This window comes from Streptomyces sp. NPDC033270 (assembly GCF_055576575.1).
Genome location: NZ_JBVIRA010000018.1, coordinates 137,685 through 164,006 on the forward strand (window position 1 = coordinate 137,685; position 26,322 = coordinate 164,006).

The 26,322-nt window shown below is 72.4% G+C and carries 26 protein-coding genes and 1 pseudogene; 12 read left to right on the forward strand and 15 right to left on the reverse strand.

Annotated features, from left to right (window positions below; genetic code table 11):
• Window positions 1–29 precede the first annotated feature (29 nt).
• From ACZ5XZ_RS24385 to miaA, 4 genes are all read right to left on the reverse strand, one after another.
• Window positions 30–2,228, reverse strand: a complete 2,199-nt coding sequence (locus ACZ5XZ_RS24385; protein ID WP_468981436.1) for a RelA/SpoT family protein — start codon at window positions 2,226–2,228, stop codon at window positions 30–32.
• A 194-nt stretch (window positions 2,229–2,422) separates the two neighbouring features.
• Entirely contained in the window at window positions 2,423–3,298 is an 876-nt protein-coding gene (dapF, locus tag ACZ5XZ_RS24390) for a diaminopimelate epimerase (protein ID WP_468981438.1), read from the reverse strand.
• Between the two features lie 125 nt (window positions 3,299–3,423).
• Complete coding sequence (locus ACZ5XZ_RS24395) at window positions 3,424–3,960, reverse strand: hypothetical protein (protein WP_468981545.1); 537 nt, start codon at window positions 3,958–3,960, stop codon at window positions 3,424–3,426.
• A 108-nt stretch (window positions 3,961–4,068) separates the two neighbouring features.
• A complete protein-coding gene (gene miaA / locus ACZ5XZ_RS24400) occupies window positions 4,069–5,007 on the reverse strand; it encodes a tRNA (adenosine(37)-N6)-dimethylallyltransferase MiaA (protein ID WP_384434382.1) in 939 nt (312 codons plus the stop codon).
• Window positions 5,008–5,195: 188 nt separating this feature from the next.
• Between miaA and ACZ5XZ_RS24405 the strand changes: the two genes are divergently transcribed.
• Entirely contained in the window at window positions 5,196–5,705 is a 510-nt protein-coding gene (locus ACZ5XZ_RS24405) for a hypothetical protein (protein ID WP_468981440.1), read from the forward strand.
• Window positions 5,706–5,792: 87 nt separating this feature from the next.
• On the opposite strand, the gene ACZ5XZ_RS24410 is transcribed toward ACZ5XZ_RS24405, so the two are convergent.
• Together ACZ5XZ_RS24410 and miaB are read right to left on the reverse strand one after the other, a co-directional pair.
• Complete coding sequence (locus ACZ5XZ_RS24410; protein ID WP_468981443.1) at window positions 5,793–6,503, reverse strand: class III extradiol dioxygenase subunit B-like domain-containing protein; 711 nt, start codon at window positions 6,501–6,503, stop codon at window positions 5,793–5,795.
• A 42-nt stretch (window positions 6,504–6,545) separates the two neighbouring features.
• Window positions 6,546–8,066, reverse strand: a complete 1,521-nt coding sequence (gene miaB, locus ACZ5XZ_RS24415) for a tRNA (N6-isopentenyl adenosine(37)-C2)-methylthiotransferase MiaB (protein WP_468981445.1) — start codon at window positions 8,064–8,066, stop codon at window positions 6,546–6,548.
• Window positions 8,067–8,194: 128 nt separating this feature from the next.
• Between miaB and ACZ5XZ_RS24420 the strand changes: the two genes are divergently transcribed.
• The gene (locus ACZ5XZ_RS24420) at window positions 8,195–9,190 is read left to right on the forward strand and encodes a TAXI family TRAP transporter solute-binding subunit (protein ID WP_468981448.1); all 996 of its coding nucleotides are present in this window, start codon (window positions 8,195–8,197) and stop codon (window positions 9,188–9,190) included.
• A gap of 42 nt (window positions 9,191–9,232) precedes the next feature.
• On the opposite strand, the gene ACZ5XZ_RS24425 is transcribed toward ACZ5XZ_RS24420, so the two are convergent.
• From ACZ5XZ_RS24425 to ACZ5XZ_RS24440, 4 genes are all read right to left on the reverse strand, one after another.
• On the reverse strand, window positions 9,233–10,624 hold the full coding sequence (locus ACZ5XZ_RS24425; RefSeq protein ID WP_468981450.1) for a DEAD/DEAH box helicase: 1,392 nt from the start codon (window positions 10,622–10,624) through the stop codon (window positions 9,233–9,235).
• Between the two features lie 160 nt (window positions 10,625–10,784).
• Entirely contained in the window at window positions 10,785–10,988 is a 204-nt protein-coding gene (locus ACZ5XZ_RS24430; protein WP_384434400.1) for a cold-shock protein, read from the reverse strand.
• 203 nt (window positions 10,989–11,191) lie between these two features.
• The gene (locus ACZ5XZ_RS24435; RefSeq protein WP_468981452.1) at window positions 11,192–12,607 is read right to left on the reverse strand and encodes a sensor histidine kinase; all 1,416 of its coding nucleotides are present in this window, start codon (window positions 12,605–12,607) and stop codon (window positions 11,192–11,194) included.
• Window positions 12,608–12,623: 16 nt separating this feature from the next.
• The gene (locus ACZ5XZ_RS24440) at window positions 12,624–13,361 is read right to left on the reverse strand and encodes a response regulator transcription factor (RefSeq protein WP_468981455.1); all 738 of its coding nucleotides are present in this window, start codon (window positions 13,359–13,361) and stop codon (window positions 12,624–12,626) included.
• Window positions 13,362–13,636: 275 nt separating this feature from the next.
• Between ACZ5XZ_RS24440 and ACZ5XZ_RS24445 the strand changes: the two genes are divergently transcribed.
• From ACZ5XZ_RS24445 to ACZ5XZ_RS24480, 8 genes are all read left to right on the forward strand, one after another.
• Window positions 13,637–14,422, forward strand: coding sequence for an amino acid ABC transporter ATP-binding protein (locus ACZ5XZ_RS24445; protein WP_384434408.1), 786 nt, complete (start codon window positions 13,637–13,639; stop codon window positions 14,420–14,422).
• 56 nt (window positions 14,423–14,478) lie between these two features.
• Window positions 14,479–15,390, forward strand: a complete 912-nt coding sequence (locus tag ACZ5XZ_RS24450) for a glutamate ABC transporter substrate-binding protein (RefSeq protein WP_468981458.1) — start codon at window positions 14,479–14,481, stop codon at window positions 15,388–15,390.
• A gap of 129 nt (window positions 15,391–15,519) precedes the next feature.
• Window positions 15,520–16,167: an amino acid ABC transporter permease gene (locus tag ACZ5XZ_RS24455; protein WP_384434413.1), complete on the forward strand. Its 648-nt coding sequence runs from the start codon at window positions 15,520–15,522 to the stop codon at window positions 16,165–16,167.
• Between the two features lie 97 nt (window positions 16,168–16,264).
• Entirely contained in the window at window positions 16,265–17,200 is a 936-nt protein-coding gene (locus ACZ5XZ_RS24460; RefSeq protein WP_468981462.1) for an amino acid ABC transporter permease, read from the forward strand.
• A gap of 186 nt (window positions 17,201–17,386) precedes the next feature.
• Window positions 17,387–19,192: an FAD-dependent monooxygenase gene (locus ACZ5XZ_RS24465; RefSeq protein ID WP_468981464.1), complete on the forward strand. Its 1,806-nt coding sequence runs from the start codon at window positions 17,387–17,389 to the stop codon at window positions 19,190–19,192.
• Complete coding sequence (locus tag ACZ5XZ_RS24470) at window positions 19,185–19,271, forward strand: putative leader peptide (RefSeq protein ID WP_311044721.1); 87 nt, start codon at window positions 19,185–19,187, stop codon at window positions 19,269–19,271. Before ACZ5XZ_RS24465 ends, ACZ5XZ_RS24470 begins: the two co-directional genes overlap by 8 nt.
• Window positions 19,272–19,352: 81 nt before the next feature.
• Window positions 19,353–19,895 carry a cupin domain-containing protein gene (locus ACZ5XZ_RS24475; RefSeq protein WP_468981467.1) on the forward strand — a complete coding sequence of 181 codons (543 nt, stop codon included), beginning with the start codon at window positions 19,353–19,355 and terminating at the stop codon, window positions 19,893–19,895.
• A gap of 85 nt (window positions 19,896–19,980) precedes the next feature.
• Window positions 19,981–20,361, forward strand: coding sequence for a rhodanese-like domain-containing protein (locus ACZ5XZ_RS24480; protein WP_384434424.1), 381 nt, complete (start codon window positions 19,981–19,983; stop codon window positions 20,359–20,361).
• Between the two features lie 202 nt (window positions 20,362–20,563).
• Here ACZ5XZ_RS24480 and recX read toward each other — a convergent pair whose 3' ends face one another.
• The 3 genes from recX to ACZ5XZ_RS24495 form a co-directional block, all read right to left on the reverse strand.
• Window positions 20,564–21,217 (reverse strand): recombination regulator RecX, encoded by a 654-nt coding sequence (gene recX / locus ACZ5XZ_RS24485; RefSeq protein WP_468981468.1) that lies wholly within the window; start codon window positions 21,215–21,217, stop codon window positions 20,564–20,566.
• A 6-nt stretch (window positions 21,218–21,223) separates the two neighbouring features.
• The gene (recA, locus tag ACZ5XZ_RS24490; protein WP_468981471.1) at window positions 21,224–22,345 is read right to left on the reverse strand and encodes a recombinase RecA; all 1,122 of its coding nucleotides are present in this window, start codon (window positions 22,343–22,345) and stop codon (window positions 21,224–21,226) included.
• A gap of 314 nt (window positions 22,346–22,659) precedes the next feature.
• Entirely contained in the window at window positions 22,660–23,586 is a 927-nt protein-coding gene (locus tag ACZ5XZ_RS24495; protein ID WP_468981473.1) for a LysR family transcriptional regulator, read from the reverse strand.
• A gap of 71 nt (window positions 23,587–23,657) precedes the next feature.
• On the opposite strand from ACZ5XZ_RS24495, the gene ACZ5XZ_RS24500 reads away from it, so the two are divergent.
• On the forward strand, window positions 23,658–24,398 hold the full coding sequence (locus ACZ5XZ_RS24500; protein WP_468981475.1) for an SDR family oxidoreductase: 741 nt from the start codon (window positions 23,658–23,660) through the stop codon (window positions 24,396–24,398).
• Between the two features lie 70 nt (window positions 24,399–24,468).
• A pseudogene (locus tag ACZ5XZ_RS24505) lies at window positions 24,469–24,826 on the forward strand (NF041680 family putative transposase); the annotation flags it as partial.
• Between the two features lie 301 nt (window positions 24,827–25,127).
• Here ACZ5XZ_RS24505 and ACZ5XZ_RS24510 read toward each other — a convergent pair.
• Window positions 25,128–25,457, reverse strand: a complete 330-nt coding sequence (locus ACZ5XZ_RS24510) for a DUF6191 domain-containing protein (protein ID WP_468981478.1) — start codon at window positions 25,455–25,457, stop codon at window positions 25,128–25,130.
• A 96-nt stretch (window positions 25,458–25,553) separates the two neighbouring features.
• Complete coding sequence (locus ACZ5XZ_RS24515; RefSeq protein WP_468981481.1) at window positions 25,554–26,291, reverse strand: SDR family oxidoreductase; 738 nt, start codon at window positions 26,289–26,291, stop codon at window positions 25,554–25,556.
• Window positions 26,292–26,322 lie beyond the last annotated feature (31 nt).

Below are 26,322 nucleotides of genomic sequence, written 5' to 3' on the forward strand. Positions count from 1 at the left end.
CGGCCGGTCGGCGGGCGGGCGGTGGCGGCTCAGGGGCGCAGGGCGGCGGCCTGGCGGGTGCGGCCGGCCCGCAACACGTCGAAGACGCCGGGCACTTGGCGCATCGCCCGCATCAGGGACGGCAGGCCGGCGGCGTTGGGCAGATGGAGCGTGTACGTATGGCGGACCCGCTGCTCGTGCGGGGGTTCGACGGCGGCCGACACCACCGCGGCGCCCTGGGAGGCGATCGCCTCGGTGAGGTCGGCGAGCAGGTGCGGCCGGCTGAAGGCCTCCGCCGTCAGGGTGACCCGGCAGCCGTGGCCGCCCTGGCCGGCGCCCCGCCAGCGCACCGTGACCGGCTGACGGCCGGTGGCCGCCATACGGGCCACCACGGGGCACAGGGCGCGGTGGACGGTGACCGTGCCGCCGCGTACGGCGAATCCGGTGACGGTGTCCGGCGGTACCGGGGTGCAGCAGCCGGCCAGCCGGACCGCGGCGCCGGGCAGGTCCGCGACCGCCAGGACCGAGCCGCGAGTGGCCTGGGTGGCCCCCGAGCGGTCCGGGCCGGCGGCGGGGCGGTCGGCGGGGGGCGCCGCGGCGGGTCCCTCACCGGGGGCCGCCGGGCGGGCGCCCGGTTCCCCGGCGAGCCACCGGGCGATGGCCAGCCGGGCGGCGGGTGTTCGGGCGTGGTCGAGCCATTCGGGCGAGGGGCCGGCCGCGGAGTCCGGGGCCATCAGCAGCTGCAGGCTGTCGCCGTCGTGCAGGACGGTGGCGAGCGTGGCGAGCCGGCCGTTGACGCGGGCGCCGATACAGCAGTGCGCCGCCTCGCCGTGCCGCTCGTACGCCGCGTCCACACAACTCGCCCCGGCGGGCAGGCCGATGGCGCCGCCGCCGGCCCCGGTCGAACCCGCCGCGCGACCCGTGTCGGCGTCGGCGCAGAAGACCGTGATCTCCCGGTCCTGGGCGAGGTCGTCACGCAGTGAGGTCCAGAACGTGTCCGGGTCGGGGGTGGTGCGCTGCCACTCCAGCAGCCGGGAGAGCCACCCGGGGCGGGTCGGGTCGGCGCGCTCGCCCTCGGGGGTGTCCGCGCCGTCGGTGGGGGCGTAGGGATTGCCCAGCGCGATCACCCCGGCCTCGGCGACCCGGTGCATCTGGTGGGTGCGGATCAGCGTCTCGGCGATCTCCCCGGACGGGCCGGTGACGGCGGTGTGCAGCGACTGGTAGAGGTTGAACTTGGGCGCCGCGATGAAGTCCTTGAACTCGGAGACGACCGGGGTGAAGCAGGTGTGCAGCTCACCGAGGACGGCGTAGCAGTCCGCGTCCTCCGCCACGAGCACCAGCAGCCGCCCCAGGTCCGCGCCCGTCAGTTCGTGGCGCGCCAGCCGCACGCGGTGCACGGAGACCAAGTGCCGTGCGCGGACGAGGACTTCGGCGTCGATGCCGGCTTCGGCCAGGACCGTGCGCACCCGCTGCGCGATGGCGGCGAGCGGGTCGGGCCGGGTGGCGTACTCGCGGACCAGGGCCCGGGTGGTGGAGTACTCCTCCGGGTGCAGGATCGCGAAGACCAGGTCCTCCAGCTCGGCCTTGAGCGCCTGGACACCGAGGCGCTCGGCGAGCGGGATCAGCACATCGCGGGTGACCTTGGCGATCCGGGCCTGCTTCTCGGGCCGCATCACCCCGAGGGTGCGCATGTTGTGCAGCCGGTCGGCGAGCTTGATGGACATCACCCGGACGTCGTTGCCGGTCGCCACCAGCATCTTGCGGAAGGTCTCCGGCTCGGCGGCCGCGCCGTAGTCGACCTTCTCCAGCTTGGTGACGCCGTCGACCAGGTAGCTGACCTCGGCGCCGAACCGTTCCCGCACCTGATCGAGCGTCACCTCGGTGTCCTCGACGGTGTCGTGGAGCAGAGAGGCGGTCAACGTCGTGGTCTCCGCGCCCAGTTGGGCGAGGATCAGGGTCACCGCCAGCGGGTGGGTGATGTACGGCTCGCCGCTCTTGCGGAGCTGGCCGCGGTGCGAGGACTCGGCGAGCTGATAGGCCTTGGCGAGGGTGTCCAGGTCGGCGTCGGGGTGATGGCCGCGATGCACCTTGGCGACGTGTTCGAGGGCGTGCGGAAGGCCGTCGCGCGGTGCCGGGCCGAGGAGCGCGGCCCGGCCGATGCGGCGCAGCCCTCTGAGTTCCAGTCGGCGACGGCCGCGCCTGCGGCCCGCTGCTCCAGCGTTACCAGGGTCAGTGGCCTCTGCGCTCATGGGCACCTCCGGCAGCGTCGACCGGCGGCCGGACGCGTCAGTTGGGACGCCCGGGCCGGTGCTTGATGCTATCGAGCCCATCACGCAGCGCTGTCCACCTCTCGCTCAGAGTGATACGGATCACCCGTTCGAGCGAATCTTTTGGCTGGAACCGCTGCGGTGGGGCCGGTCGGGCCGGATCCGTCCCGGTCCGGTCAGGCGAGCGCGGCGGTCAGCCAGGCGGGATCGAAGGTGCCCTCGGCGACGATCTCGGCCGGTCCGGTCATCTCGACCGTGCCGTCGGGCAGCTCGGTGATCGCCAGGCTGCCGCCGAGGACGTCGACGGTGTACGTGACGGGCGTGCCGGTCCGCGCCGGGTCCAGGCCGTCCCTGCGGGCGGTGGCGACGGCGACCGCGCAGGCGCCGGTGCCGCAGGAGCGGGTCTCGCCCGAGCCGCGCTCATGGACCCGCATCGCCACATGGCGCGGGCCGCGGTCGACGACGAACTCGATGTTCACGCCGTCGGGATAAACCGCCGCTGGGCTGAACGGCGGTACGGACAGCAGGTCACCGGCGTGCGCCAGATCCTCGACGAACGCCACCGCGTGCGGATTGCCCATGTTCACGTTGCGGGCCGGCCAGCTGCGGCCACCCAGGGTGACGACGACGCCCTCCTCGGGAAGCTCGGCGCGGCCCATGGAGACCGTGACGTCACCGGTCTTGGCCAGGTGCACACGGCGTACGCCGGCGCGGGTGGCGATGGCGAGGTCGCCGGGCTCCACCAGGCCGGCGTGCAGCAGATAGCGGGCGAAGACCCGGGTGCCGTTGCCGCACATCTCGGCGATCGAGCCGTCGCCGTTGCGGTAGTCCATGAACCACTCGGCCTCGTCGGCCTGGGCACGCGCCTCCGGGTGCGCGGCGGACCGCACGACGCGCAGCACCCCGTCGCCGCCGAGCCCGGCCCGCCGGTCGCAGATCCGGGCGACGGCGGTCGCGGGCAGATCGAGGCGGCCGTCCGGGTCGGGGACGATCACGAAGTCGTTCTCGGTGCCGTGGCCCTTGAGGAAGGCGATGCGCTCGGTGCTGGTCACTCCTGCATCGTACGGGGGTGACGGGAGGAACGGCTTGACGGGGGCGCGGAGAGCGGCGTCCCGGAGGAGGCGGGGCTCGGCTGCCCGGCACCTCCCGACGGGCGCAGCGCGCGGTGGGCGGCCGGTCAGCGCAGCCGGGCCACGCGCCAGATGGCGAGCGAGGCGGGGACGGCCACCACCAGGGCGTACAGGAGCACCACGCGCCAGTTGGCGCGGCGGCCGGAGCCGCGCGCCGGGAGGCCGGGCCAGGTGTAGCCGACGCGGCGGGCGGCCATCATGCCCCAGCCGGCGGCGCAGCAGCACAGCAGCAGGCCGAGCATCGCGATCACCGCGCCACCGTCACCGCCGAACTCGAAGGCGAGCGGGAAGGCGAACATCAGCGAGCCGACGGCGGCGAGAGCGACGATCGGCGCGAGCTGCCACAGGCGCAGCCGGCGCGGCGGGCGCAGTTCCCGGAAGGACTCGCCCCCCTCGCCGGGCCCGTCGGCGCCGGCGTCCGGGCCGTCCGAGTCGTCCAGGGCGTCCGGGTCGGTGAGCGGTCCGGAACCGACGTCGGCGGCGCCGGACAGGGCGTCCCGGGGGTCCGGGCCGTCGTCGGCGAGCCGTGCCGCATCAGCGTCGTCGTCCGACTGCTGGGCTCTGTTGCGAGGGCCGGCCTCCATTGCCACGCGCCCTCCCCACTGCAGACTGCACGCCTCGATCGAAGGTCGATGATGACACGGCCTCAGGGGCCCGGATGACGGCCGGAGCGTCCCGATGCCATGACGTGATCAGGCTGTGACCGGTCGTTCGAGCAAGGCCAGGGCCTGCCCGGGAAGTTCCGCGCGACGGTCGGCCGCGCCGCTGAGCCAGTGGACCCGGGGGTCCCGGCGGAACCACGAGTCCTGACGGCGTGCGAAGCGCTTGGTCGCGCGCACCGTCTCGTCGCGCGCCTCCTGCTCGGTGCACTCCCCCGCCAGCTGGGCCAGCACCTGCTGGTAGCCCAGCGCCCGGGACGCCGTAAGGCCCTCGCGCAGCCCCTCGGCCTCCAGGCGGCGCACCTCGTCGACCAGGCCCGCTTCCCACATCCGGTCGACCCGCCGCGCGATCCGCTCGTCCAGCTCGGGGCGCTCGACGTCGACACCGATCTGCAGGGTGTCGTAGACCGAGTCGTGGCCGGGGAGGTTGGCCGTGAAGGGACGGCCGGTGATCTCGATGACCTCCAGGGCGCGCACGATGCGGCGGCCGTTGCTGGCCAGGATCGCGCGGCCGGCCTCGGGGTCGGCGGCGGCCAGACGGGCGTGCAGGGCACCACTGCCCCGTTCGGCCAGTTCGGCCTCCAGTCTGGCGCGCACCTCCGGGTCGGTGCCGGGGAACTCCAGGGCGTCGATGGCGCCGCGTACGTACAGGCCGGAGCCGCCGACCAGGACCGGGGTGCGGCCCTCGGCGAGCAGCCGGTCTATCTCGGCGCGGGCCAGCCGCTGGTACTCGGCGACGCTGGCGGCGCGGGTGACGTCCCAGATGTCCAGGAGGCGGTGCGGTACGCCCTGCTGCTCCTCGGGCGTGAGTTTGGCGGTGCCGATGTCCATGCCTCGGTAGAGCTGCATGGAGTCGGCGTTGATGACCTCGCCGCCCACGTGTTGTGCGAGCGCGACGCCCAGATCGGACTTTCCGGCCGCGGTGGGGCCGACGACGGCGATGACCCGCGGAGCGGGAACAGCGGTGTTCACCCCGTCAGTCTCGCAAACATCACGCCCCCATCTCGAACGAGCGACGTGACGGGCCACCGATGAGGGTCGTTGCCTGTTGCGAGGTCCCGAGAGCCGGTGCAGCACCGGCGCCCGTGGGCGGCGCAACGGTCCGCTCCGGGCGGCCTGGGATTTCGCCCAACATGAATAGCGTAGGAGCAGTTATGGGCGTGTTTTCGCGGTTTCGCCGCCGCAAGTCCGAAGCATCGACGGAGGAGGCTGCCGCTGCGGTGGTGACGGCCGAGGCGGAGGAGCCGGCGGAGTCGGGCGCTTCGGCGGACGCCAAGGACGCCGAGAACGCCAAGGACGCCGAGGACGCCGGGAACACCGTCGCCGCCGACGACACCGACGCCGCCGAGCGGACCGGCGCCGCGCAGGCCGACCGGACCGAGAGCGCCGAGGAGGCCGCGGAGGCCCCGGGGGGCGGCGAAGCCTCGCAGGACGCGGCGGCCACGGCGGAAGCAGGGGATGCGGCCAAGGGCGCGGCGCCGGAGGCTTCCGGTGACACGACCGGTGACACGACCGGTGACACGACCGGGGAGACGGCCCCCGAGGACGGCCCCCGGGCCGACGACGGCGAGCCCCGCGCCGAGCAGGCGGCCGAGAGCGCCGGGATCCCCCGGCAGCAGTCGGCCCGGGCCGCGGCGGACCGGGAGTCCGGCGAGGGCGCGCGGCAGTAGCCCCGCCGCGCCCGGAGCGGGCATGGCGCAGCGGCCGCGGGGTGGCTCGACCCCGCGGCCGCTGTCGTGTCCCGGGGACGTCGCCGGCTACGACCAGGTGGCGACGAAGTAGCCCACGCCGTACGGTGCCTCCTCGCGCAGCAGGCGGCCGGTCAGGCCCGCGCCCTCGGCGGCACCCGCCAGGACCTGCCAGCAGGAGCGTCCCGACGCCTGCAGGCCGGCGGCCAGCTCCGCGTCGAGCGCGGTCAGCGCGGGGAGGTCGGCGGCCCCCAGGGCGCGGCCCGCCGCGGCGTCGAAGCCCTCGGCCCGCTCGTCGAAGTAGCCGGGCGCCTTCACCGTCCGGCAGGCGCTGCCGTCGCCCATCACCAGCAGCGCCACCCGGGGCGCGGCGGCGGCGATCTCCCGGCCCACCGGCAGACACCGCTCAAGGGGCAGCGACTCCCCCACGCCCAGCCCCTCCACGGGCGCGTCGTTCCAGTCCGTACGGGACAGCAGCCAGGCGCCGACGGCCAGCGACGGCGGGAGCTCCCCCTCGGGCGCGCGCTCGGCGGCTCCCAGGGAGACCTGGAGGTCCACGCCGAAGCCGCGGAAGGAGCCGACGGCGCCCTGCGGGTGCGGGCCCCGGCCGGTCTCCTCAGCGGGGCCGAGGACCACCAGCCGGTCCGGGCGGGCGGCCGCCAGCACACCGATCGCGTCCACGCAGGAGGCGCGCAGCGCGTCCAGCTCGGGTGCGGCGCCGGCGGCCACCTCCGGGACGAGCAGGGGCGGACAGGGGCAGATGGCGGCGGCTACGAGCATGCCACGCAGCGTAACGCCCCGGGGCCGGTCGTTCCCTGCGGGTCAGTCGCAGCCGCAGCCGGCCGCGGGCGCGGGGCTCGGCGCCGGGGCCCCGATGGTGGGCAGGCCCAGCAGCACGCCCTTGGGCTTCTCGGCCGGGGTGGCGTTGCGCTTCTCCCAGGCGTCGCCGGCCCGGGTGCGGCGGACCGCCTTGGCCGGCCCCTCCGCCAGGAGGTGGTGCGGCGCCGCGTAGGTGATCTCCACGGTGACCACGTCGCCGGGCCGGACCGGCTCCTCGGGGCGGCTGAAGTGCACCAGGCGGTTGTCGGGCGCCCGGCCCGACAGCCGGTGCGTGGCGTCGTCCTTGCGGCCCTCGCCCTCGGCGACCAGGACCTCCAGCGTCCGCCCGACCTGCTTCTTGTTCTCCTCCCAGGAGATCTCCTCCTGGAGGGCGACCAGGCGCTCGTAGCGCTCCTGGACGACGGCCTTGGGGATCTGGCCCTCCATGTCGGCCGCGGGGGTCCCGGGGCGCTTGGAGTACTGGAAGGTGAAGGCCTGCGCGAAGCGGGACTCGCGGACCGTGTGCAGGGTCTGCTCGAAGTCCTCCTCGGTCTCGCCCGGGAAGCCGACGATGATGTCCGTCGAGATCGCGGCGTCCGGCATCGCGGCGCGCACCTTGTCGATGATGCCGAGGAAGCGCTCCTGGCGGTACGAGCGGCGCATGGCCTTCAGGACGCGGTCGGAGCCGGACTGCAGCGGCATGTGCAGCTGCGGCATGACGTTCGGCGTCTCCGCCATGGCGGCGATCACGTCGTCGGTGAAGTCGCGCGGGTGCGGCGAGGTGAAGCGGACCCGCTCCAGGCCCTCGATGGACCCGCAGGCGCGCAGCAGCTTGCTGAAGGCCTCGCGGTCGCCGATGTCGGAGCCGTAGGCGTTGACGTTCTGGCCGAGCAGGGTGATCTCGCTGACGCCCTCGGCGACCAGGGCCTCGACCTCGGCGAGGATGTCGCCGGGCCGGCGGTCCTTCTCCTTGCCGCGCAGCGCCGGGACGATGCAGAAGGTACAGGTGTTGTTGCAGCCGACCGAGATGGAGACCCAGGCCGCGTACGCGCTCTCGCGGCGGGTGGGCAGGGTCGAGGGGAACGCCTCCAGCGACTCGGCGATCTCGACCTGCGCCTCCTCCTGGACGCGGGCGCGCTCCAGCAGGACCGGCAGCTTGCCGATGTTGTGGGTGCCGAAGACCACATCGACCCAGGGGGCCTTCTTGACGATGGTGTCGCGGTCCTTCTGGGCGAGGCAGCCGCCCACGGCGATCTGCATGCCGGGGCGCGCGGCCTTCTTCGGGGCGAGCTGCCCGAGGTTGCCGTAGAGGCGGTTGTCGGCGTTCTCCCGCACCGCGCAGGTGTTGAAGACGACCACGTCGGCGCCCTCGCCGCCCTTGGGCGCCGGTACGTACCCGGCCTCCTCCAGCAGCCCGGACAGCCGCTCGGAGTCATGGACGTTCATCTGGCACCCGTAGGTGCGGATTTCGTAGCTCTTGGGTTCCTGAACGTCCACTGCCTGGCTCCGGTCACTGCTGGTCATACGACAAGGGTAGGCGGTGCCGGGAGTACCCCGGTCCGCCGGCCCGGAGGTCCGGCCCGGCCGGCGATGACCTTTGGAAACCGGCCCGCCCCTCCCCATAAGGCCGTGCGGCTGGCAGGATCCCGCCCATGTTCACCGCACTCTCCCGTACCGGCCGCCGGACTCTCCTGGTGGCGATCGCGGCGCTGGTCGCCCTCGGGCCGGCGCTGTGGTGGCTGGTGTCGATGGGCGGCGAGCCCACCCCGGGCGGGCGGGTGACGCTGGCGACGGGTGTGCCGACCGGGGTGTACGCGCGCTACGGGGAGCTGCTGAAGCAGGATCTGGCCCACGACATGCCGGAGGTGGATCTCCGGCTGGCCCGCAGCGAGGGGTCGATCGACAACCTGCGGCAGCTGGTCGCCGGGCGCGCGCAGTTCACCATCGCGACGGCGGACGCGGTCGCCACCTACCGCGGCCGGGGCGAGCCCGGCGCGGACCGGCTGCGGGCCTGTGCCCGGCTGTACGACGACTACATACAGCTGGTGGTGCCGAAGAAGTCCGCGGTGCGCTCGACGAAGGACCTGCGGCGGCTGCGGGTGGGCGTGGGCGCCGACGGCTCCGGCGTACAGCTGATCACCCGGCGGCTGCTGACGGCGGCGGGGCTGGACTTCGACAAGGACATCACGCCCGTGCGGGTCGGCATCGACCGGATGCCGAAGCTGCTGGAGCAGGGCAGGCTGGACGCCTTCTTCTGGTCGGGCGGGCTGCCGACGACGGCGGTGCAGCTGCTCGCCCAGCGGTTCCCGATCCGGCTGGTCCAGCTCGGTGATCTGGCCGAGGGGCTGCACCGGCAGGGCGAGCGCACCCGCTACTACCGCGCGGCGGTGATGCCCGCCGACGCCTATCCACGCGTCCAGGACGGGCAGGCGGTGAAGACGATCGCGGTGGCGAACCTGCTGGTGACCCTGGACCGCGCGGACGCCGCCCTGACCCAGGGCATCACCCGGACCGTCATCGACAGCCGGGACCGGATCGGGCGCGAGGTGCACGCCGCGCAGCGGGTGGACCTGCGCACGGCGGTGTTCACCGATCCGCTGCGGCTGCACGAGGGCGCCCGGCGCTATTACGTGTCCGTCAAGCCCTGAACACCCGCCCTGGGCGCTGCCTCGCGCAGCCCGCGCGGCCGGTCAGGCGCGCGGGGCCCCGGCGGTGCGGCGCGCGGGCCTGGCGCGGCGGGGGCGGCGCCGGCGGCCGCCACCGCCACCGCTTGCGCCACCGGCACCGCTCGACCCGGCGCGGGCACCCGAGCCCTGCGCCGGGGCCGGCACGGCCAGCTGGACCGGGACGCCGCTCGGGGTCCGCGCGCCGGTGATCCGTGCCAGCTCGGCGTCTCCGGGCCGGACCTTCGCGGTGGCCGGGGTGATCTTCGCCTGGCGCATCAGCCGGGTCATCTCGCGGCGCTCCCCCGGCGTGACGAGGGTGACGACGGTGCCGGACTCGCCGGCCCGCGCGGTCCGGCCGCCGCGGTGCAGGTAGTCCTTGGCCTCGGTCGGCGGATCGACGTTGACGACGAGGTCGAGGCCGTCGATGTGGATCCCGCGCGCGGCGACGTTGGTGGCGATCAGCGCGGCGGCCTGGCCGGTGCGGAACTGCTCCAGGGTGCGGGTGCGCTGCGGCTGGGTCTTGCCGCCGTGCAGCGCCGCGGCGCGCACGCCCTGGGCGAGCAGGTGCTTGGTGAGCCGGTCGGCACCGCGCTTGGTGTGCACGAACATGATCACGCGTCCGTCACGGGCGGCGATCTCGGCGACGGTGGCGCGCTTGTCGACGTCCTCCACGTACAGGACGTGGTGGTCCATGGTGGTGACGGTCGCGGCCGACGGGTCCACGGAGTGGGTGACCGGGTCGGTCAGGAAGCGGCGTACGAGCTTGTCGACGTTGCGGTCCAAGGTGGCGGAGAACAGCATCCGCTGCCCGTCCGGGTCGACCTTCTCCATCAGCCGGGTGACCTGCGGCAGAAAGCCCATGTCGGTCATCTGGTCGGCCTCGTCGAGGACCGTGACGGCGACCTGGTCCAGCTTGCAGGCGCGCCGGTCCAGCAGGTCGGCGAGCCGACCGGGCGTGGCGACCAGCACCTCGGCGCCCTTGCGCAGCGCTTCGACCTGCCGGTTGATCGAGGTGCCGCCGACGACGGTGGTCGTGCGCAGCCCCACCGCCGCGGCGTACGGGGCGAGCGCCTCGGTGACCTGGCCGGCGAGTTCGCGGGTGGGCACCAGGACCAGCGCCAAGGGGCGCTTGCTCTCGGCGCGCTTGCCCGCCGTACGGCTGAGCAGCGCCAGCCCGAAGGCGAGGGTCTTGCCCGACCCGGTCCGCCCGCGTCCGAGCACGTCGCGGCCGGCGAGGGTCTCGGGGAGGGTGGCGGCCTGGATGGGGAACGGCTGGGTGACGCCCTGCGCGCGCAGCGCGGTGAGGAGGGCCGGTGCCAGCGGGAACTCGTCGAAGGAGCCGGCCGGCGTGGGGGCGGACGCCGGGGCGGGCGTCTGGGGGGCGGCGCTCGGTCGCGATGCGGTCGCTCGTGTCACGGAAAACCCTTCAGGGGAGGCGATGGTGGGGTCGTGCCGGCCTCACACTCTCCCGCAGGCGACACTCGGTGACCGAGGGACGGGGATGCGCTGCCGTCATACGGGACGGGGGCCGCACCGGGCTGGCCGGTGCGGGCCCCGTCCGCGGGACGCGGGGGCGTCAGGCGGGGATGATGTTCTCCGCCTGCGGGCCCTTGGGGCCCTGGGTCACGTCGAACGTGACCTTCTGGCCCTCAAGGAGCTCACGGAAGCCCTGGGACTGGATGTTCGAGTAGTGGGCGAAGACGTCGGGGCCGCCGCCGTCCTGCTCGATGAAGCCGAAGCCCTTTTCCGAGTTGAACCACTTGACGGTGCCGGAAGCCATGTTTCTCTCCATATCATGGGGCAAGGCGGAGACCGCACTGCGCGGTCCCCTTGTCGCCGAGATGATCGCCCCACACCGGAAACCTCCGGAAAACAAGGAACGCCCGGGGCTACAAGCCTCCGGGCGCACACAAAGTTCATGGGTACCACAACTGCAACGCTGTTCACGGTAGCACAGGTTCCCGGAGCCCCCCGGCGGCCCGGTCAGGGGGCGCTGCGCGGGACGGTGACGGTGACCCTCAGCCCGTGCGGCGGGTGCGGGGCGTAGGCGATGGACGCACCGCCCGCGGCGAGCAGGGCGCGGGTGATCGACAGCCCGAGCCCGGAGCCGGAGACGTTCTGGTGGCGGCCGCTGCGCCAGAAGCGGTCGCCGACCCGTGCGAGCTCGTCGTCGGTCAGGCCCGGGCCGCGGTCGGCCACGGTGATGTGCACATGCTCCCCGTCCGGCGCCACCCCGACGGTGACGGGCTGATCGGCCGGCGTGAACTTCAGGGCGTTGTCGACGACGGCGTCCAGGGCGCTGGAGAGGGCGACCGGGTCGGCCCAGCCGGTGACCGCGCTGTGCCCCTCGTAGGTGAGGCGGACGCCCTTGTCGTCGGCCAACGGGCGCCAGGAGTCGACGCGTTCGGCGGCCAGCGCCGCGACATCGGTGAGCTGGAGGTCGGCGGCGCAGTGCTCGGCGAGCGCGAGGTCGAGCAGGTCGTCCAGGACGCGGGCCAGCCGCTTGCCCTCGGTGCGGACCGAGGCGATCTCCTCGTTGCCGTCGGGGAGTTCCAGGGCCAGCAGCTCGATCCGCAGCAGCAGCGCGGACAGTGGGTTGCGCAGCTGGTGGGAGGCGTCGGCGACGAAGGCGCGTTGCTGCTCCAGCACGTCCTCGACGTTGTCGGCCATCTCGTTGAACGAGCGGGCCAGCCGGCGCAGCTCGGGCGGCCCCGCGGTGCCGGCGACCCGGGACTTCAGCCGGCCGGTGGCGATGTCGTGGCTGGCCGCGTCCAGGACCCGGACGGGTCGCAGCACCCAGCCGGTGAGCCGGATGGCCGCGGCGACCGCGACCAGCATCGCGGCGCACTCGCCGGCCGCGATCAGCAGCCAGCCGTGCAGAGTCCGCGAACGCATCTGCCCGGTGGGCGAGTCGGTGACGACGACGGCGACGACATCGCCGTCGCGGATGACCGGTGAGGCGACCGGGATGCGGCCGTCCTCGTCCCAGGGCCAGATCTGGTGCGGATCGTGGCTGCGGCGGCCGGCCAGCGCCTCGCTGAAGGCCTGGGCGCCCTCGCCGTCGCGGGGCACCGGCAGGCCGTGCGGTGCGGCGGCCATCGGGGTGCGGTCGCGGTAGAAGACGCCGGCGCGTATCCCGTAGAGGCCGTGGTAGCGGGCGAGTTCGGTGCTGAGGGTGGTGCGCCGCTCGTCCTCCTCGGGGGTCTTGTTGCGGGCGTCCGCCTCGGGACGGGCGGTGACGAACTGGGCGAGGGAGGCGAAGCGGGCGGCGTCGTCGATCCGGTCGACGACCACCCGCTGCTGCTCCACACCGGCGGTGATGACGGCGAGCGGGATGCCGAGCGCGAGCAGCACACCGGCCATCAGGACGATGAGGAGGGGGAGGAGTCGGGTGCGCACGGGCCGGCGGCGGTCTTCAGGAGGCCGGGGAGGCGGGTCGGCCCGGGGCGGGGACGACGAGGCGGTAGCCGACGCCGCGTACCGTCTCGATCAGGGCGGGCATGCGCAGTTTGGCGCGGAGCGAGGCGATGTGCACCTCCAGCGTCCGGCCGGTGCCCTCCCAGCTCGTCCGCCACACCTCGCTGATGATCTGCTCCCGGCGGAAGACCACCCCGGGGCGCTGGGCGAGCAGCGCCAGCAGGTCGAACTCCTTGCGGGTGAGCGGCACCGCGGTGCCGTCCACGGAGACCTGGCGGGTGGGGAGTTCGACGGTGACCGCGCCCAGGTGCAGGGCGTGGCCGGCGGCGCTCTCGTCGGCCGGCGGCTCACCGCCGCGTTCCGACGGGGAGACCGTGCGCCGGCTCACCGCGTGGATGCGCGCCAGCAGCTCACCGGTGTCGTACGGCTTGACGACGTAGTCGTCGGCGCCCAGGTTCAGACCGTGGATGCGCGAGCGCACGTCCGCCCGCGCGGTCACCATGATCACGGGGGTGGCGCAGATCTTGCGGATCCGGCCGCACACCTCGAAGCCGTCCTGGTCGGGCAGCCCGAGATCGAGCAGCACCACCGCGAAGGGCTCGGCGTCGTCGGGCAGCAGGGCCTTGAGCGCCTCCTCGCCGTTGCGCGCATGGACGACGGTCAGGCCGTGCCGGGCCAGCACCGCGGACAGGGCCGCGGCCACATGATCGTCGTCCTCGACGAGCAGCAGTCTCATCAGGCCTCCTCCCGGGTGCGTGCGTACAGGCCAAAGGGCATCTACGGCGATAGGGGGCATGCCCGTCAAGAGGCGGCCGCCTCCGGGCCGCCATCCGTTATCCAGCCGGTACGACCACGGCCGTCTTCCCCCCGCTGCCGACCGTCACACTTCTTCACGCAGAGTACTTCCGCTGCGACCGGATCGTTATCCTCAAGTTCCCCTCAGATGTAATGACGCTGGTCGCAGGGCGTCCTAGGGTCCTCCCCAACCGAGGAGGACGGAGCTGTACGCCGATGAGCGAAGTATCGGTGACCAAGAACGCCGAGGGTCCCGCGCAAGCAGGAGACCAGCTGGTCGTGCTGGACAACGTCAACAAGCACTTCGGCGCGCTGCACGTGCTCCAGGACATCGACCTGACGATCAACCGGGGTGAGGTGGTCGTCGTGATCGGGCCCTCGGGGTCCGGCAAGTCGACGCTCTGCCGCACGATCAACCGCCTGGAGACCATCGACTCCGGCAGCATCACCATCGACGGGAAGCCCCTGCCGCAGGAGGGCCGCGAGCTGGCCCGCCTCCGCGCCGACGTGGGCATGGTCTTCCAGTCCTTCAACCTCTTCGCGCACAAGACCGTGCTCGAGAACGTGATGCTGGGCCAGACCAAGGTCCGCAAGACGGACAAGGCGGCCGCCGAGCAGAAGGCCCGCGCCCTGCTGGACCGGGTCGGTGTCGGCACCCAGGCGGACAAGTACCCCGCACAGCTCTCCGGAGGTCAGCAGCAGCGCGTGGCGATCGCCCGCGCGCTGGCGATGGACCCCAAGGTGATGCTGTTCGACGAGCCGACCTCCGCGCTGGACCCGGAGATGATCAACGAGGTGCTGGACACCATGCAGCAGCTCGCCCGGGACGGCATGACCATGGTCGTGGTCACCCATGAGATGGGGTTCGCGCGCTCTGCGGCGAACCGGGTCGTCTTCATGGCGGACGGCCGCATCATCGAAGAGGCCGAGCCGAACCAGTTCTTCAACAACCCGCGCAGCGACCGCGCCAAGGACTTCCTGTCGAAGATCCTTCATCACTGAGGCCGCAGTTGGGCCACCATCATTGCCAACACTTGTTGAACCAAAGGATGTTCACCATGAGGATTCGTAAGACGGCTGCGGCAGGTGCGGTGGTGCTCGCGCTGGCGGCTACGGCGACCGCGTGCGGCGGCGAGAAGGGTTCGGCGGGCGACAAGCCGGCCGGCGGCGAGGTCTACAGCGGTACGTACAAGGTCGCTTCGGACGTCAAGATCGACTCGACGGTCCTGAAGAAGGCCCAGAAGGCCAAGAAGATCGTCGTCGGCGTCAAGGCCGACCAGCCGTTCCTGGGCTTCAAGGACCCCGCCACCAACAAGTACTCCGGCTTCGACATCGAGATCGCCAAGATGGTCGCCGCCGACCTGGGCTTCTCCGACAAGCAGATCGAGTTCAAGACGATCGACTCCAACGTCCGTGAGACCACCATCTCCAAGGGCGACGTCGACTTCTACGTCGGTACGTACACGATCAACGACGAGCGCAAGAAGCAGGTCGGCTTCGCGGGCCCGTACTACACCGCCGGCGCGGACCTCCTGGTGCGCAAGGACGACAAGGCCATCACCGGACCGGAGACCCTCAAGGGCAAGAAGGTCTGCTCGATCGCCGGCTCCACTCCGCTGCAGGAGATCAAGAAGGAGAAGTACGGCGCCAAGACCACCGAGCTCTCCAAGTACTCGGACTGTGTGAAGTACCTGCTGGACGGCCAGGTCGACGCGGTCACCACCGACGACGCGATCCTCAAGGGCTACGCCGCCCAGCGTCCGCAGAAGCTGCGGGTGGTGGAGAAGCCCTTCACCAAGGAGCCCTACGGCGTCGGCATGAACAAGGACGACAAGGCCCTGCGCGACGCGATCACCACCGCGCTGGAGAACCACATCAAGAACAAGGACTACCAGAAGGCGTACGAGGGCACGCTCGGCAAGTCCGGCTCGAAGTACACCGCCCCGGAGACGCCGCTGCCCCGGTACTGAGGCGCTCGCGCACTCACCGGACCGCGCCGCCCCGTACGCCCGCCGCGGCGGGTGTACGGGGCGCGGTGTCTTCCCCGCCCGTGACTCCCCTCCCGCCGTCGACCCGATGACCGCTACCGCGGAGACCCCATGAACGTACTCCTCGATTATCTGCCCGAGTTCCGGGACGGATTCCTCGGAACCCTGGCGATCACCGCGTCCAGTGGCCTGCTCGCGCTGGTACTCGGCGTGCTCATAGCCGGCTTCCGGGTCTCCCCGATCCCGCCGCTGCGCGCCTTCGGGACGGCCTGGGTCACGGTGCTGCGCAACACGCCGCTGACGCTGCTCTTCCTGGTCGCCTTCTTCGTCGTACCGCAGATCCTCTTCCAGGGCGCGAGCCCGTACGTGCTCGCCACGCTGGCCCTCGGCTTCTACACCTCCTCCTTCGTGTGCGAGGCGGTGCGGTCCGGCATCAGCACCGTGCCGATGGGGCAGGCGGAGGCCGCGCGCAGCCTCGGCATGACGTTCACCCAGACACTGCGCATGATCGTGCTCCCGCAGGCCACGCGCACCGTGCTCCCGCCGCTGAGCAGCATCTTCATCGCGCTGACGAAGAACTCCGCGATCGCCGGCGCCTTCAGCTACGGCGAGCTGTTCAACGTCTCCAAGCTGCTCAACGACAAGGGCTACGCGATCGCCTGGATCTTCCTGTGGACCGCGCTCGCCTACCTCATCATCACCTTCGCCATCAGCGGACTCTTCCGTCTGCTGGAGCGCCGGATGGGGGTGGCCCGATGAGCGGACGCGACGTGGGGGTCCCCCCGGCCGACGGCTGGGGGAAGGGCAAGACGGGGATGCCGCGCGCGGGCGGGGCGGAACGAAGCGAGGTAGTGGCATGAGTGGGGCCAGCGTTCTCTACGACGTACCGGGGCCGAAGGCGAAGGCACGCAACCGTGTCTACACCGTCGCCGGGTCGCTCGCGGTACTGGCGCTGATCGCGTTCGTCGTCATGCGGCTCAGCGCCAAGGGCCAGCTGGAGCCCGAGGTGTGGAACATCTTCAACTACGCCGGTGTGCGGACCAGCATCCGCGACGGCGTGCTGACGACGCTTCAGGTCTTCGCGGTCGCGGCGGTGCTGTCGCTGGCACTGGGTGTGCTGCTGGCGGTGGCCAGGCTGTCGGACCACAAGCCCGTCCGCTGGTTGGCGACCGGGTTCATCGAGCTCTTCCGCGCCGTACCGCTGCTGATCACGATCTACGCGCTGTGGGTCATCCTGCTCAGCAACCGCGAGGACCTCGGCCTGACCGGCAGCCAGCCGCAGTTCTGGGCACTGGTCATCGGACTGACGGTCTACAACGGCTCGGTGCAGGCCGAGGTGCTGCGGGCCGGCATCAACTCCGTACCGAAGGGCCAGCGCGAGGCCGCCTACGCCCTGGGCATGCGCAAGACCCAGGTCATGACGACGGTGCTGATCCCGCAGGCCGTCCGGGCGATGCTGCCGACCATCATCAGCCAGCTCGTGGTGACCCTGAAGGACACCTCCCTCGGCTACATCATCACGTTCGAGGAACTGCTCTTCACCGCCCGCCAGATGAGCACCAACATCATCGTCAACGGCAACGACACCTACGTCCCGGTCATCATCGTCACCGGCACCATCTATGTGGCGATGTGCCTGGTGCTGTCCGCCCTCGCCAACTGGATCGAGCGGCGCGGCCGGCGGGCCAAGACCGGCATCGGTGTGGCCGCGGCCGCCGAGCCGGTGGCGGCCACCGACGCGATGGAGGTCGCCGACGCGGTGCCCGACGGCCCCGCGGCCCAGAAGGACTGACGGGACGACGGGCCACCCGCGTGGCTCATAGGGGACCGTCCGGAGGCGGTGGCAACGGCGCCACCGCCTCCGTCACTTGACGCGAGCGGCCGCAGTGGGTTGCATACGCTGTGTGATCACGCACCGGGCTCCAACTGCCAGTTCCCGCATGTCCCGTACGTACCAGCGGTCCCGGGGAGCTGCGCTGTGGACCCGGTGATCGTCGTCGGGGCCGGCCCGGTGGGGCTCTCGCTCGCCCTCGCGCTCGCCCGGATCGGCGTCCCCTCCGTCGTCCTGGACGAAACCGCGGGCCAGGAGGACACCCGCCCCGCCCGCACGGCCGTGCTCCGTCCGGAAACCGCGGCCTTCGTCGGCCGGCTCGGCTGCGCCGACACCCTGGAGAGCGCCGGCACCCGCTGGGCGGCCTGGCGCATCATGCGCCGCCGGCGCCTGGTGGAACGGGTCGCGTTCGCCGCACGCACCCCGGACGACGCGGCCGGCCCCGCTCCCACCTCCCCCGTCCACCTCCCCCAGCACGCGCTCACCCGTGCCCTGCGCGCCGCGCTGGCCCACGAGAAGCTCGCCGAGATCGTCACCGACAGCCGGCTCGTCGATGTCGAGCAGGACGAGCACGGCGTCAGCGCACACACCCGTGGCACCAACGGGACATGGTGGCGCGGGAGTTACCTCGTCGGCTGCGACGGCCCGCGGTCGACGGTCCGCAAGCTGCTGGACATCCGCTTCCCGGGCCGTACGGCCGTCGAACGGCATGCGGTGGCCGCGCTGCGCTGCGAACTCCCCTGGCCCGGCGAGGCGCTGCTGCACCGCTCGCCGCCCCGGCACGGCGGCGGGCCGGGCCCGGAGGTCTCGGCCCGCCCGCTGGCCGACGGCGTCTGGCGGCTGGACTGGCTGCTGCCGCCGGGGCGCGAACTGGTCACGCCGGACGCCCTGGTCGCCCGGATCCGCGACTCCCTGGCCGGCTGGACCACCGAGTCCCCGGCACAGCCCGGCACCGCGGCCGGCCCGGAGGAGGACGGGACGCGGGGGCACGGCCACGCCCGCCTCGTCCCGCCGTACGAGCTCCTCGACACCGGCGTGCACACCGTCCACCACCGGCTGGCCCGCTGCTGGCGGCAGGGCCGGGCCTTCCTCGCCGGGGATGCCGCGCATCTGCTGGGCGCGCTCGGCACCCAGGGCCTGGACGAGGGCCTGCGGGACGCCGAGAACCTCGCCTGGAAGCTGGGCCTCGCCTGGCACCACGGCGCCTCCGAGCTGCTGCTCGACAGCTACCAGGCCGAGCGCCGGGGCGCGGTCGCGGCCCGGCTGCGCGCCGCCGACCAGGCGCTGCCGCTGCTGCGGGACGGCCGGTCGGCCCGCTGGCGCACGGTCCTGCCGGGCGCGGCGCGCGGCCGCAGCACCCTGCTGACCGACGGCCATCTGGGCCGCGGCCCGCTGGGCGCACCGCCGGTCTACACCCGCACCCCGCTGGCACCGCCCGTCGAGCACACCGACGGCCCCCTGGTCGAGACCCTCCCCGGAGCGCCGGTCGCGGATGTCGCGGTGACCGCGTCCGACGGCTCGGTGGTCAGGCTGCGCGACCGCCTCGGCAGCGGCCTGCTGGTGGTGCTGGTGGCACCCGGCACCACCGTCTGGGACCGCCGGCACTGGCAGTCGGCAGGCTTGATGCCCCGCCTGACCAGCGCGACCGCCGGCCTGCCGATGCCCGCGGAAGTCCTGGTCACCGAGTCCTACCCGGGCGCCGCCGCCCACACCGTCCTGCTCGTACGCCCGGACGGCCATCTGGTCACCGCGCTGGCCGGCGTCCGCCCGGCGGAGCTGACCGCGTGCGCGGAGGCGGTACGGGGCGGGGCTCATGGCCACGGGCCCGGCGCGGGTCGCCGGGCCCGGCCGGCCGGGGACCCGGAGGGGGCGGGACCGTCACAGGTGTCCCAGGGAGAGCCTTCCGCTGTTGACCCTGTGGGATCCTCCATGCTTCACTCCGAGAGTGACTGATCACAGCTCGCGATTCTGGCGGAGGGTCCATCTGGACCTGGTCCGCTATGCGGGCTGCATGTGTCGTCCGTCCTGCTGATCCGCAGCTCCTCTTCCACGCGGCCGCCCGCCTCTGCCCGGCAGCCGCGCCTCTTCGCGATCATCACCCAGGACGGTTTCCGTGCCCGACGTACGCACCTCCGCGCACCCGCATGCCGCCGCCGACGGCGGCGGCCCCAGCGCATCCGAACTCCTCGACTTCGTCCGCCGCACCGCCGCGGACGCGGCGCTCATCGCCTCCCTCCCGCTCGACCCCGAAGGCCGCACCTGGATCCGGCTGAACGGGCCGGGCGGAGCCGAGGCGTGGCTGATCGGCTGGCCGCCGGGCACCGGCACCGGCTGGCACGACCACGGCGGCTCACGCGGCGCCTTCGCGGCGGCCACCGGCGAGCTGACGGAGCAGTCGCTCGCCGCCCAACTGCCCACCGAGGGCTGGAAGACCCTGGAACTCGCCGATGGCGTGGACCGGGAGCGCAGGCTCGGCGACGGCCGGGGCCGGGCGTTCGGCCCGCACCATGTCCATCAGGTGCTCAACCTCTCCCACGACACCCACGCGGTGTCGGTGCACGCCTACTACCCGCCGCTGCCGCTGATGCGCCGCTACAGCCGCACCGGCCAGGTGCTGCGCCTCGAAGAGGTCGAGCGCCCGGAGGAGTGGGCATGAGCGAGCGCGGCGAGCGATACGGGGGCGCGCCGCGGGCGGGCGCGACCGAGTACGGGGACGCGACCCAGTACGGGGAGGTGGCGGTATGAGTGCCGTCGACGAGCTGCTGGCCCGCGCCCGGCGCGAGCTGGGCCGACGGGCGGAGCCCCGGGAAGCCGCCGCCGTCCAGGAAGCCGGCGGTCTTCTGGTGGACATCCGCTACGCCGAGCTGCGGGAGCGTGACGGCACCATCCCCGGCGCCCTGATCGTGGAACGCAACGAACTCGAATGGCGCCTGGACCCCACCGGCGAGCACCGGGCCCCGCAGGCCACCCACCACGACCTGCCGGTCATCGTCATCTGCAACGAGGGCTACGCCTCCACGCTCGCCGCCCTCTCCCTCCGCCAACTGGGCCTCCATCGGGCAACCGACCTGACGGGCGGCTTCCAGGCCTGGCGCGGGGCGGGGTTGCCGGTACGGGGCTGAGCTGGGGGGTTGCCGTACGGGGCTGAGCTGGCGGGGCTGGCGGGGCGCGCCGGCCTCGTGGGGCCGGCTTGTGTCCCGTTCCCTCCCCGTCGTCCCCGGCGGCATGGCTGTCGGACCGCCTGGTGCCGGGCTGCGGCTGCCCGGCTGCCCGGCTGCCCGGCTGCCCGGTCGAGCATCGGCCGTCTGGCGTCCGGCCGCCCGGTCAGTCGTCCGGCAGGTGGTACTCCAGCAGTTCCGGATCCTCGCCTTCCTCCTCCAGGGCCCGTTTGACGACGCGGAGGGCGAGGCCCTCCGGGTAGCCCTTGCGGGCCAGCATTCCGGCCAGGCGGCGGAGGCGCTTCTCGCGGTCCAGCCCCCTGGTGGCGCGCAGCTTGCGGTCGACCAGCTCGCGGGCGGTGGACTCCTCCTGTTCGGAGTCGAGGCGGCCGACGGCCACATCGATCAGGGCGGAGTCCACCCCCTTGGTGCGCAGTTCGCGGGCCAGGGCGCGCCGGGCCAGGCCGCGCCCGTGGTGGCGGGACTCCACCCAGGCGTCGGCGAAGGCCGCATCGTCGATCAGCCCGACGTCCTCGAAGCGGGACAGCACCTCTTCCGCGGCCTCGTCGGGGATGCCCCGCCGGCGCAGGGCGTCCGCCAGCTGCTTGCGCGTACGCGGATTCCCGGTGAGCAGGCGCAGGCAGATGGCCCGCGCCTGCTCCTCGGGCGTACGCGGTGGTCCCGGCTCGGCCCTCGACGAGGCGGAACCACCGCTGTTCTCCTGGCCATCACGGCCCCTGCGGCCGCTACGGGTCTCGGCGTCACCGGCAGCGCGGGCGGTCCTGTCCTCGCTGTCCGGCCATTCCGTTCGCCGTGTCATGGCGGACTAGCTCTTGGCCGCGGCGGCCTTGGAAGCCTTGGCGCCCTTGGCCGCCGGCGCCGGGGCCGCGGCGGCCGGCTCGGCGGCCGCGGCCGCGGCGTCCGCGCCGGGCTCCGCCACCGGCTCCTGCGGCTTGACGCCGATACCCAGCTTCTCCTTGATCTTCTTCTCGATCTCGTTGGCGAGATCCGGGTTGTCCTTGAGGAAGTTGCGGGCGTTCTCCTTGCCCTGGCCGAGCTGGTCGCCTTCGTAGGTGTACCAAGCGCCGGACTTGCGGATGAAGCCGTGCTCCACGCCCATGTCGATCAGGCCGCCCTCACGGCTGATGCCCTGGCCGTAGAGGATGTCGAACTCGGCCTGCTTGAACGGCGGGGAGACCTTGTTCTTGACGACCTTGACGCGGGTGCGGTTGCCGACCGCTTCCGTGCCGTCCTTGAGGGTTTCGATACGGCGGATGTCGAGACGCACCGAGGCGTAGAACTTCAGCGCGCGGCCACCGGTCGTGGTCTCCGGCGAGCCGAACATCACGCCGATCTTCTCGCGGAGCTGGTTGATGAAGATCGCGGTGGTCTTGGACTGGTTGAGCGCGCTGGTGATCTTGCGGAGGGCCTGGCTCATCAGCCGGGCCTGGAGGCCGACGTGGGAGTCACCCATCTCGCCCTCGATCTCGGCCCGCGGCACCAGGGCGGCGACGGAGTCGATCACGATGAGGTCGAGTGCGCCGGAGCGGACCAGCATGTCCGTGATCTCCAGGGCCTGCTCGCCGTTGTCCGGCTGGGACAGGATCAGGGCGTCGGTGTCCACACCGAGCTTCTTGGCGTACTCCGGGTCGAGGGCGTGCTCGGCGTCGATGAACGCGACGGAGCCGCCGGCCCTCTGGGCGTTCGCGACGGCGTGCAGGGTCAGGGTCGTCTTACCGGAGGATTCCGGACCGTAGACCTCGATGACGCGGCCGCGGGGGAGGCCGCCGACGCCGAGCGCGACGTCGAGGGCGGTGGATCCGGTGGGGATGACCTCGATGGGCTCCTTCGACCGCTCCCCCATGCGCATCACGGCGCCCTTGCCGAATTGCCGTTCAATCTGTGCGAGCGCGGCGTCCAGCGCCTTCTCGCGGTCAGTGCCTGCCATGGGTTCCACCCGATTTGCTTGAGTCGATCGCTTCACGTCCATGACGCTAACGCCTGCCACTGACAATGCGCCCGGACCCGGCTCCAGCCTGTGGATAACTCCGCGAAAACCCCGGAATCACGGGCCGGACACCCCATAAGAATGGATGTTCGATTTTACTGTCAAGCGGTACCCCCGCTCCCCGGGCCGACTTCACCAGCCGTACCCGGACCTGTTGGCGCGGCGGCCGCTCGTTCCTCCCGAGAGCCCTGAGCTTGACGTTCATCTGACGGGATCGAAACGTTCCTCGAACTGGGTCGGTCACCTGGGCCGGATCAGCGGCACTCCGCACAGACATCCCCCGGACCGCCCTGTCGCCGTACCGTCTCCACCGCCGCCTCGGCGAAGGCGCGGATGCGGCCGGTGTCCGCCGCGGCCCGCCACACCAGGCCGTACTCCAGCGGGGGAGCGTCGTCGAAAGGGACGTACGCGATATTCGGTCGGGCGTAGTACCTGACCTCGTGTGCGGCGGCCGGATGCACCCCGCGCCCCGCCCCGACCAGGGCGAGGAGCTCCTGCCGGGTCGCCGCCCGCTCGCCGCGCTCGACGGGACGGCCCGCCGGAGTCGTGGGCGGCAGGAGATGGTCGAGCCAGTAGTCCGGGACGGGCCCCGAGAGGCTGAGCACCTTGTCCGCGGCGAGGTCGTCGACCCGGACGGAGGACCTCTTCGCAAAGGGGTGTCGGGTGGAGACGGCCAGCACGCGGGTGTCGGAGATCAGTACGGGGCCGGTGGCCAGATCGGGTTCGGCGACGGGGAACTGGGCGAGCAGCAGGTCGAGTTCGCCCGAGCGCAGCAGGCCGAAGGGGTCGCAGAGCGGGGTCTCGTGCAGCAGGACCTCACCGGCTGCCGGGTGCCGCTCGCGGTACGCGGAGGCGGTGAACAGCACGAGTTCACCGGCGAGCGGACTGCTGAACCCGACGCGCAGCGGCTCGGCCAGACCACGTCCCGCGGCGACCGCCCGCTCGACGCCGTCCCTGATCAGCTCGTAACCGGGACGTATGTCGTCCGCGAGGCGGCGCCCGATCGACGTCAACTCCACGCGCCTGCTGGTCCGTTCGAAGAGCGCCGCGCCTATTCGCCGCTCCAGCTGCTTGATGCTCTGGCTGACCCGGGCCTGCGACACGTGCAGGCGCCGCGCGGTGCGGCCGAAGTGCAGCTCCTCGGTGAGGGCCAGGAAGATCTCGACGTCTCGGCGTTCCATAACCGTGAGGTTATCGATCGTTGCGTGACCGGCTGTTGTTCGGGGTACGCCGGACGATCAAGGTTGAGGACATGAACACCGACATGAACACCGCCATCAAGCCCCTCGCCGTCATCACCGGAGCCAGCTCGGGTATCGGCGCCGCCACGGCCCGTACCCTCTCCGCACTCGGCCATCCCCTCCTGCTGCTGGCCCGCAGGGTGGAGCGGATCGAGGCGCTCGGTCTCCCCGACACTCTCGCCAGGTCCGTCGATGTCACCGACGCCGAGGCGGTGGCCGGGGCCGTCCGGGAGGCCGAGGCGCTGTACGGCCCCGCCGACCTGATCGTCAACAACGCGGGCGTGATGCTGCTGGGCGAGGTGGCCAGGCAGCCGGCCGACGAATGGGAGCGGATGTTCGATGTCAATGTGCGGGGTCTGCTCCATGGGGTGCGTGCGGTCCTGCCCGGCATGATCGAGCGCGGCCGCGGCACGGTGATCAACGTCAGCTCGGTCGCGGGCCGCAGGACCTACGCCAACCACACGGTCTACAGCGGCAGCAAGTTCGCCGTGCACGGCATGTCCGAGAGCCTGCGCGAGGAGGTCGCGGGCCACGGGGTCCGCGTCGTCACCATCGCCCCGGGAGCCGTGGAGACGGAGCTGCTCTCGCACACCACCGACGAGGTGGTGAAGGCCGACTACCAGGCCTTCAAGGACTCCATCGAGGTGCTCGCCCCCGAAGACGTGGCTGCAGCGATCGGCTTTGCGTACCAGCAGCCGCAGCGCGTCACCCTGCGCGAGTTGGTCCTCGCGGCCACCGCCCAAGTGGCCTGAGCTTGTCGGATATCCGGTTCGGCATGGTTTCGCGCCCTTCTTGTGGTGGGCGGGGCATGTGTTCGTCCAGCAGACCATGGGCTGGACGACGCCGAAGATCCGTACTCCCGAGGCGGCGGACCGCTGGACCAGGCTCCTCATCGCCGCCCACACCCGGCTCCGGCTCGCCCGGTCCCTCGTCGCAGACCTCCGCCACCCGTGGGAGAAACCGGCCGCACCAGAACAGCTGACCCCGGCCCGAGTCCGCCGGGGGTTCAGGAACATCCGCGCACACGTCCTCTGCCCGGCCCAGGTTCCCCAACCCACCGGCACCGGCCCCGGACGCCCTCCCGGCGCCAGGAACAGACACACAGCCACCCCGCTACGACGTCAGCAAGACGGCCAAACGCGAACTCACCCTCACCGCACTTCAAGCAGCCAGGAGATAAAGATCAAGCCAAGGGGGTGCCCGCAAAGTCCCGCCTGGCCCGCGACGCCCGGCAAGGCACCTCCCCCCACACCTGAACGGCGCGGGGGAACCCCACCGTTGTCGGATCGTCCACACAGCCCACTATGGGGACGACCCTCCGCCTTGCGATGCAGCTCGGCATCCAAGGAGCGCATGAGGAGCCGAGACGGAGTTCGCGGTGGGAGTACCTCCCGCGCTCTTAAGGCGTGGGGGAGAACGCAGTGCACCGGACGCCGCGGCCCCCGCCCTACAGGCGGACGACGGGACCTCGCGGACACCCCTTAGCGGCGCCTGATCACCGCCCGCCCCGTGGTCAGGTCCACCCCGGTGGCGTGTGGCGGTGCACCCGCCTCACCGTCGTGACGTACCAACTGCTCCGTGCGGCGCTGCTCGATCTCCACCCGCTTGTTCGGGTTCAAGGCGGCGGCCAGCTCGTCGGCGACGGCCGCGCCCGCTCCGCTGCCGCCCCCGCCCGTCGTCAGTTTGCACACGAGTCGCCGCAGCCATCTGGGACGGCCGGTGCGCAGCACCAGGCGCCGGGCCCCGAAAAGCACCAGCGGCACGACGATCACGGACGCCATCAGCAGCGAGACGGCCAACATGAGGATCATGCCGGCACAACGCCCGCCCCGCCCGGCCCGGTTCCCCGACAGAGTGCAAGGGCGCCGCGGCCAGGGGTCGGAAGTGCGCCGCGAACGTCAGCGGGGTCAGCTCTGGGCGGTGGGTCGGACGACGATCTCGTTCACGTCGACGGTCGCAGGCTGCTCGATGGCGAACGCGACGGCTCGGGCGATCGCCTCGGGCGGGATCGCGATCCGGTCCCGCATCTTTGTGATCTCTGCTCGGACCTGCGGATTCGTCGACGCCTCGGCGAAGGCGGTCCCGACTGCGCCGGGCGAGACGGTGGTCACCCGCAGGCAGTCACCGGCCTCCTGGCGCAGGCCTTCGCAGATGGCGCGGACCGCGAACTTCGTGCCGGCGTAGACCGCCATGGTCGGCACGATGCGAAATGCGGCCGTGGAGGCGATGGTGACGAAGTGGCCCGCGCCCTGGGCCCGGAAGACCGGCAACGCGGCGCCGATTCCGTGCAGCACACCCTTGACGTTGACGTCGACCATCCGGTCCCACTCGTCGACCCGCAGATCGTCCAGAGGCGAGATCGTGCCGACCCCCGCGTTGCCGACCAGCACGTCGAGCCGACCGAATCGCTCGCGAGCCAGTGCGACCAGGGCGTGCAGGTCGTCCCGCCGTGTCACGTCCGTGCGGGTCTGCACGGCCGCGCCACCCGACTTCTCGATCCGCGCCACCAGCTCCGCGAGGCGCTCGGAGCGGCGTGCCCCCAGGACGAGCCGCGCGCCTCGCTCGGCAAGCAGCAGCGCGGTCGCCTCACCGATGCCGCTGCTGGCTCCCGTGATCGCCACGACCTTGCCGTCGATTCCCGACACGATGTCCGCCCCTTCCTACCGGTTGCCGGTG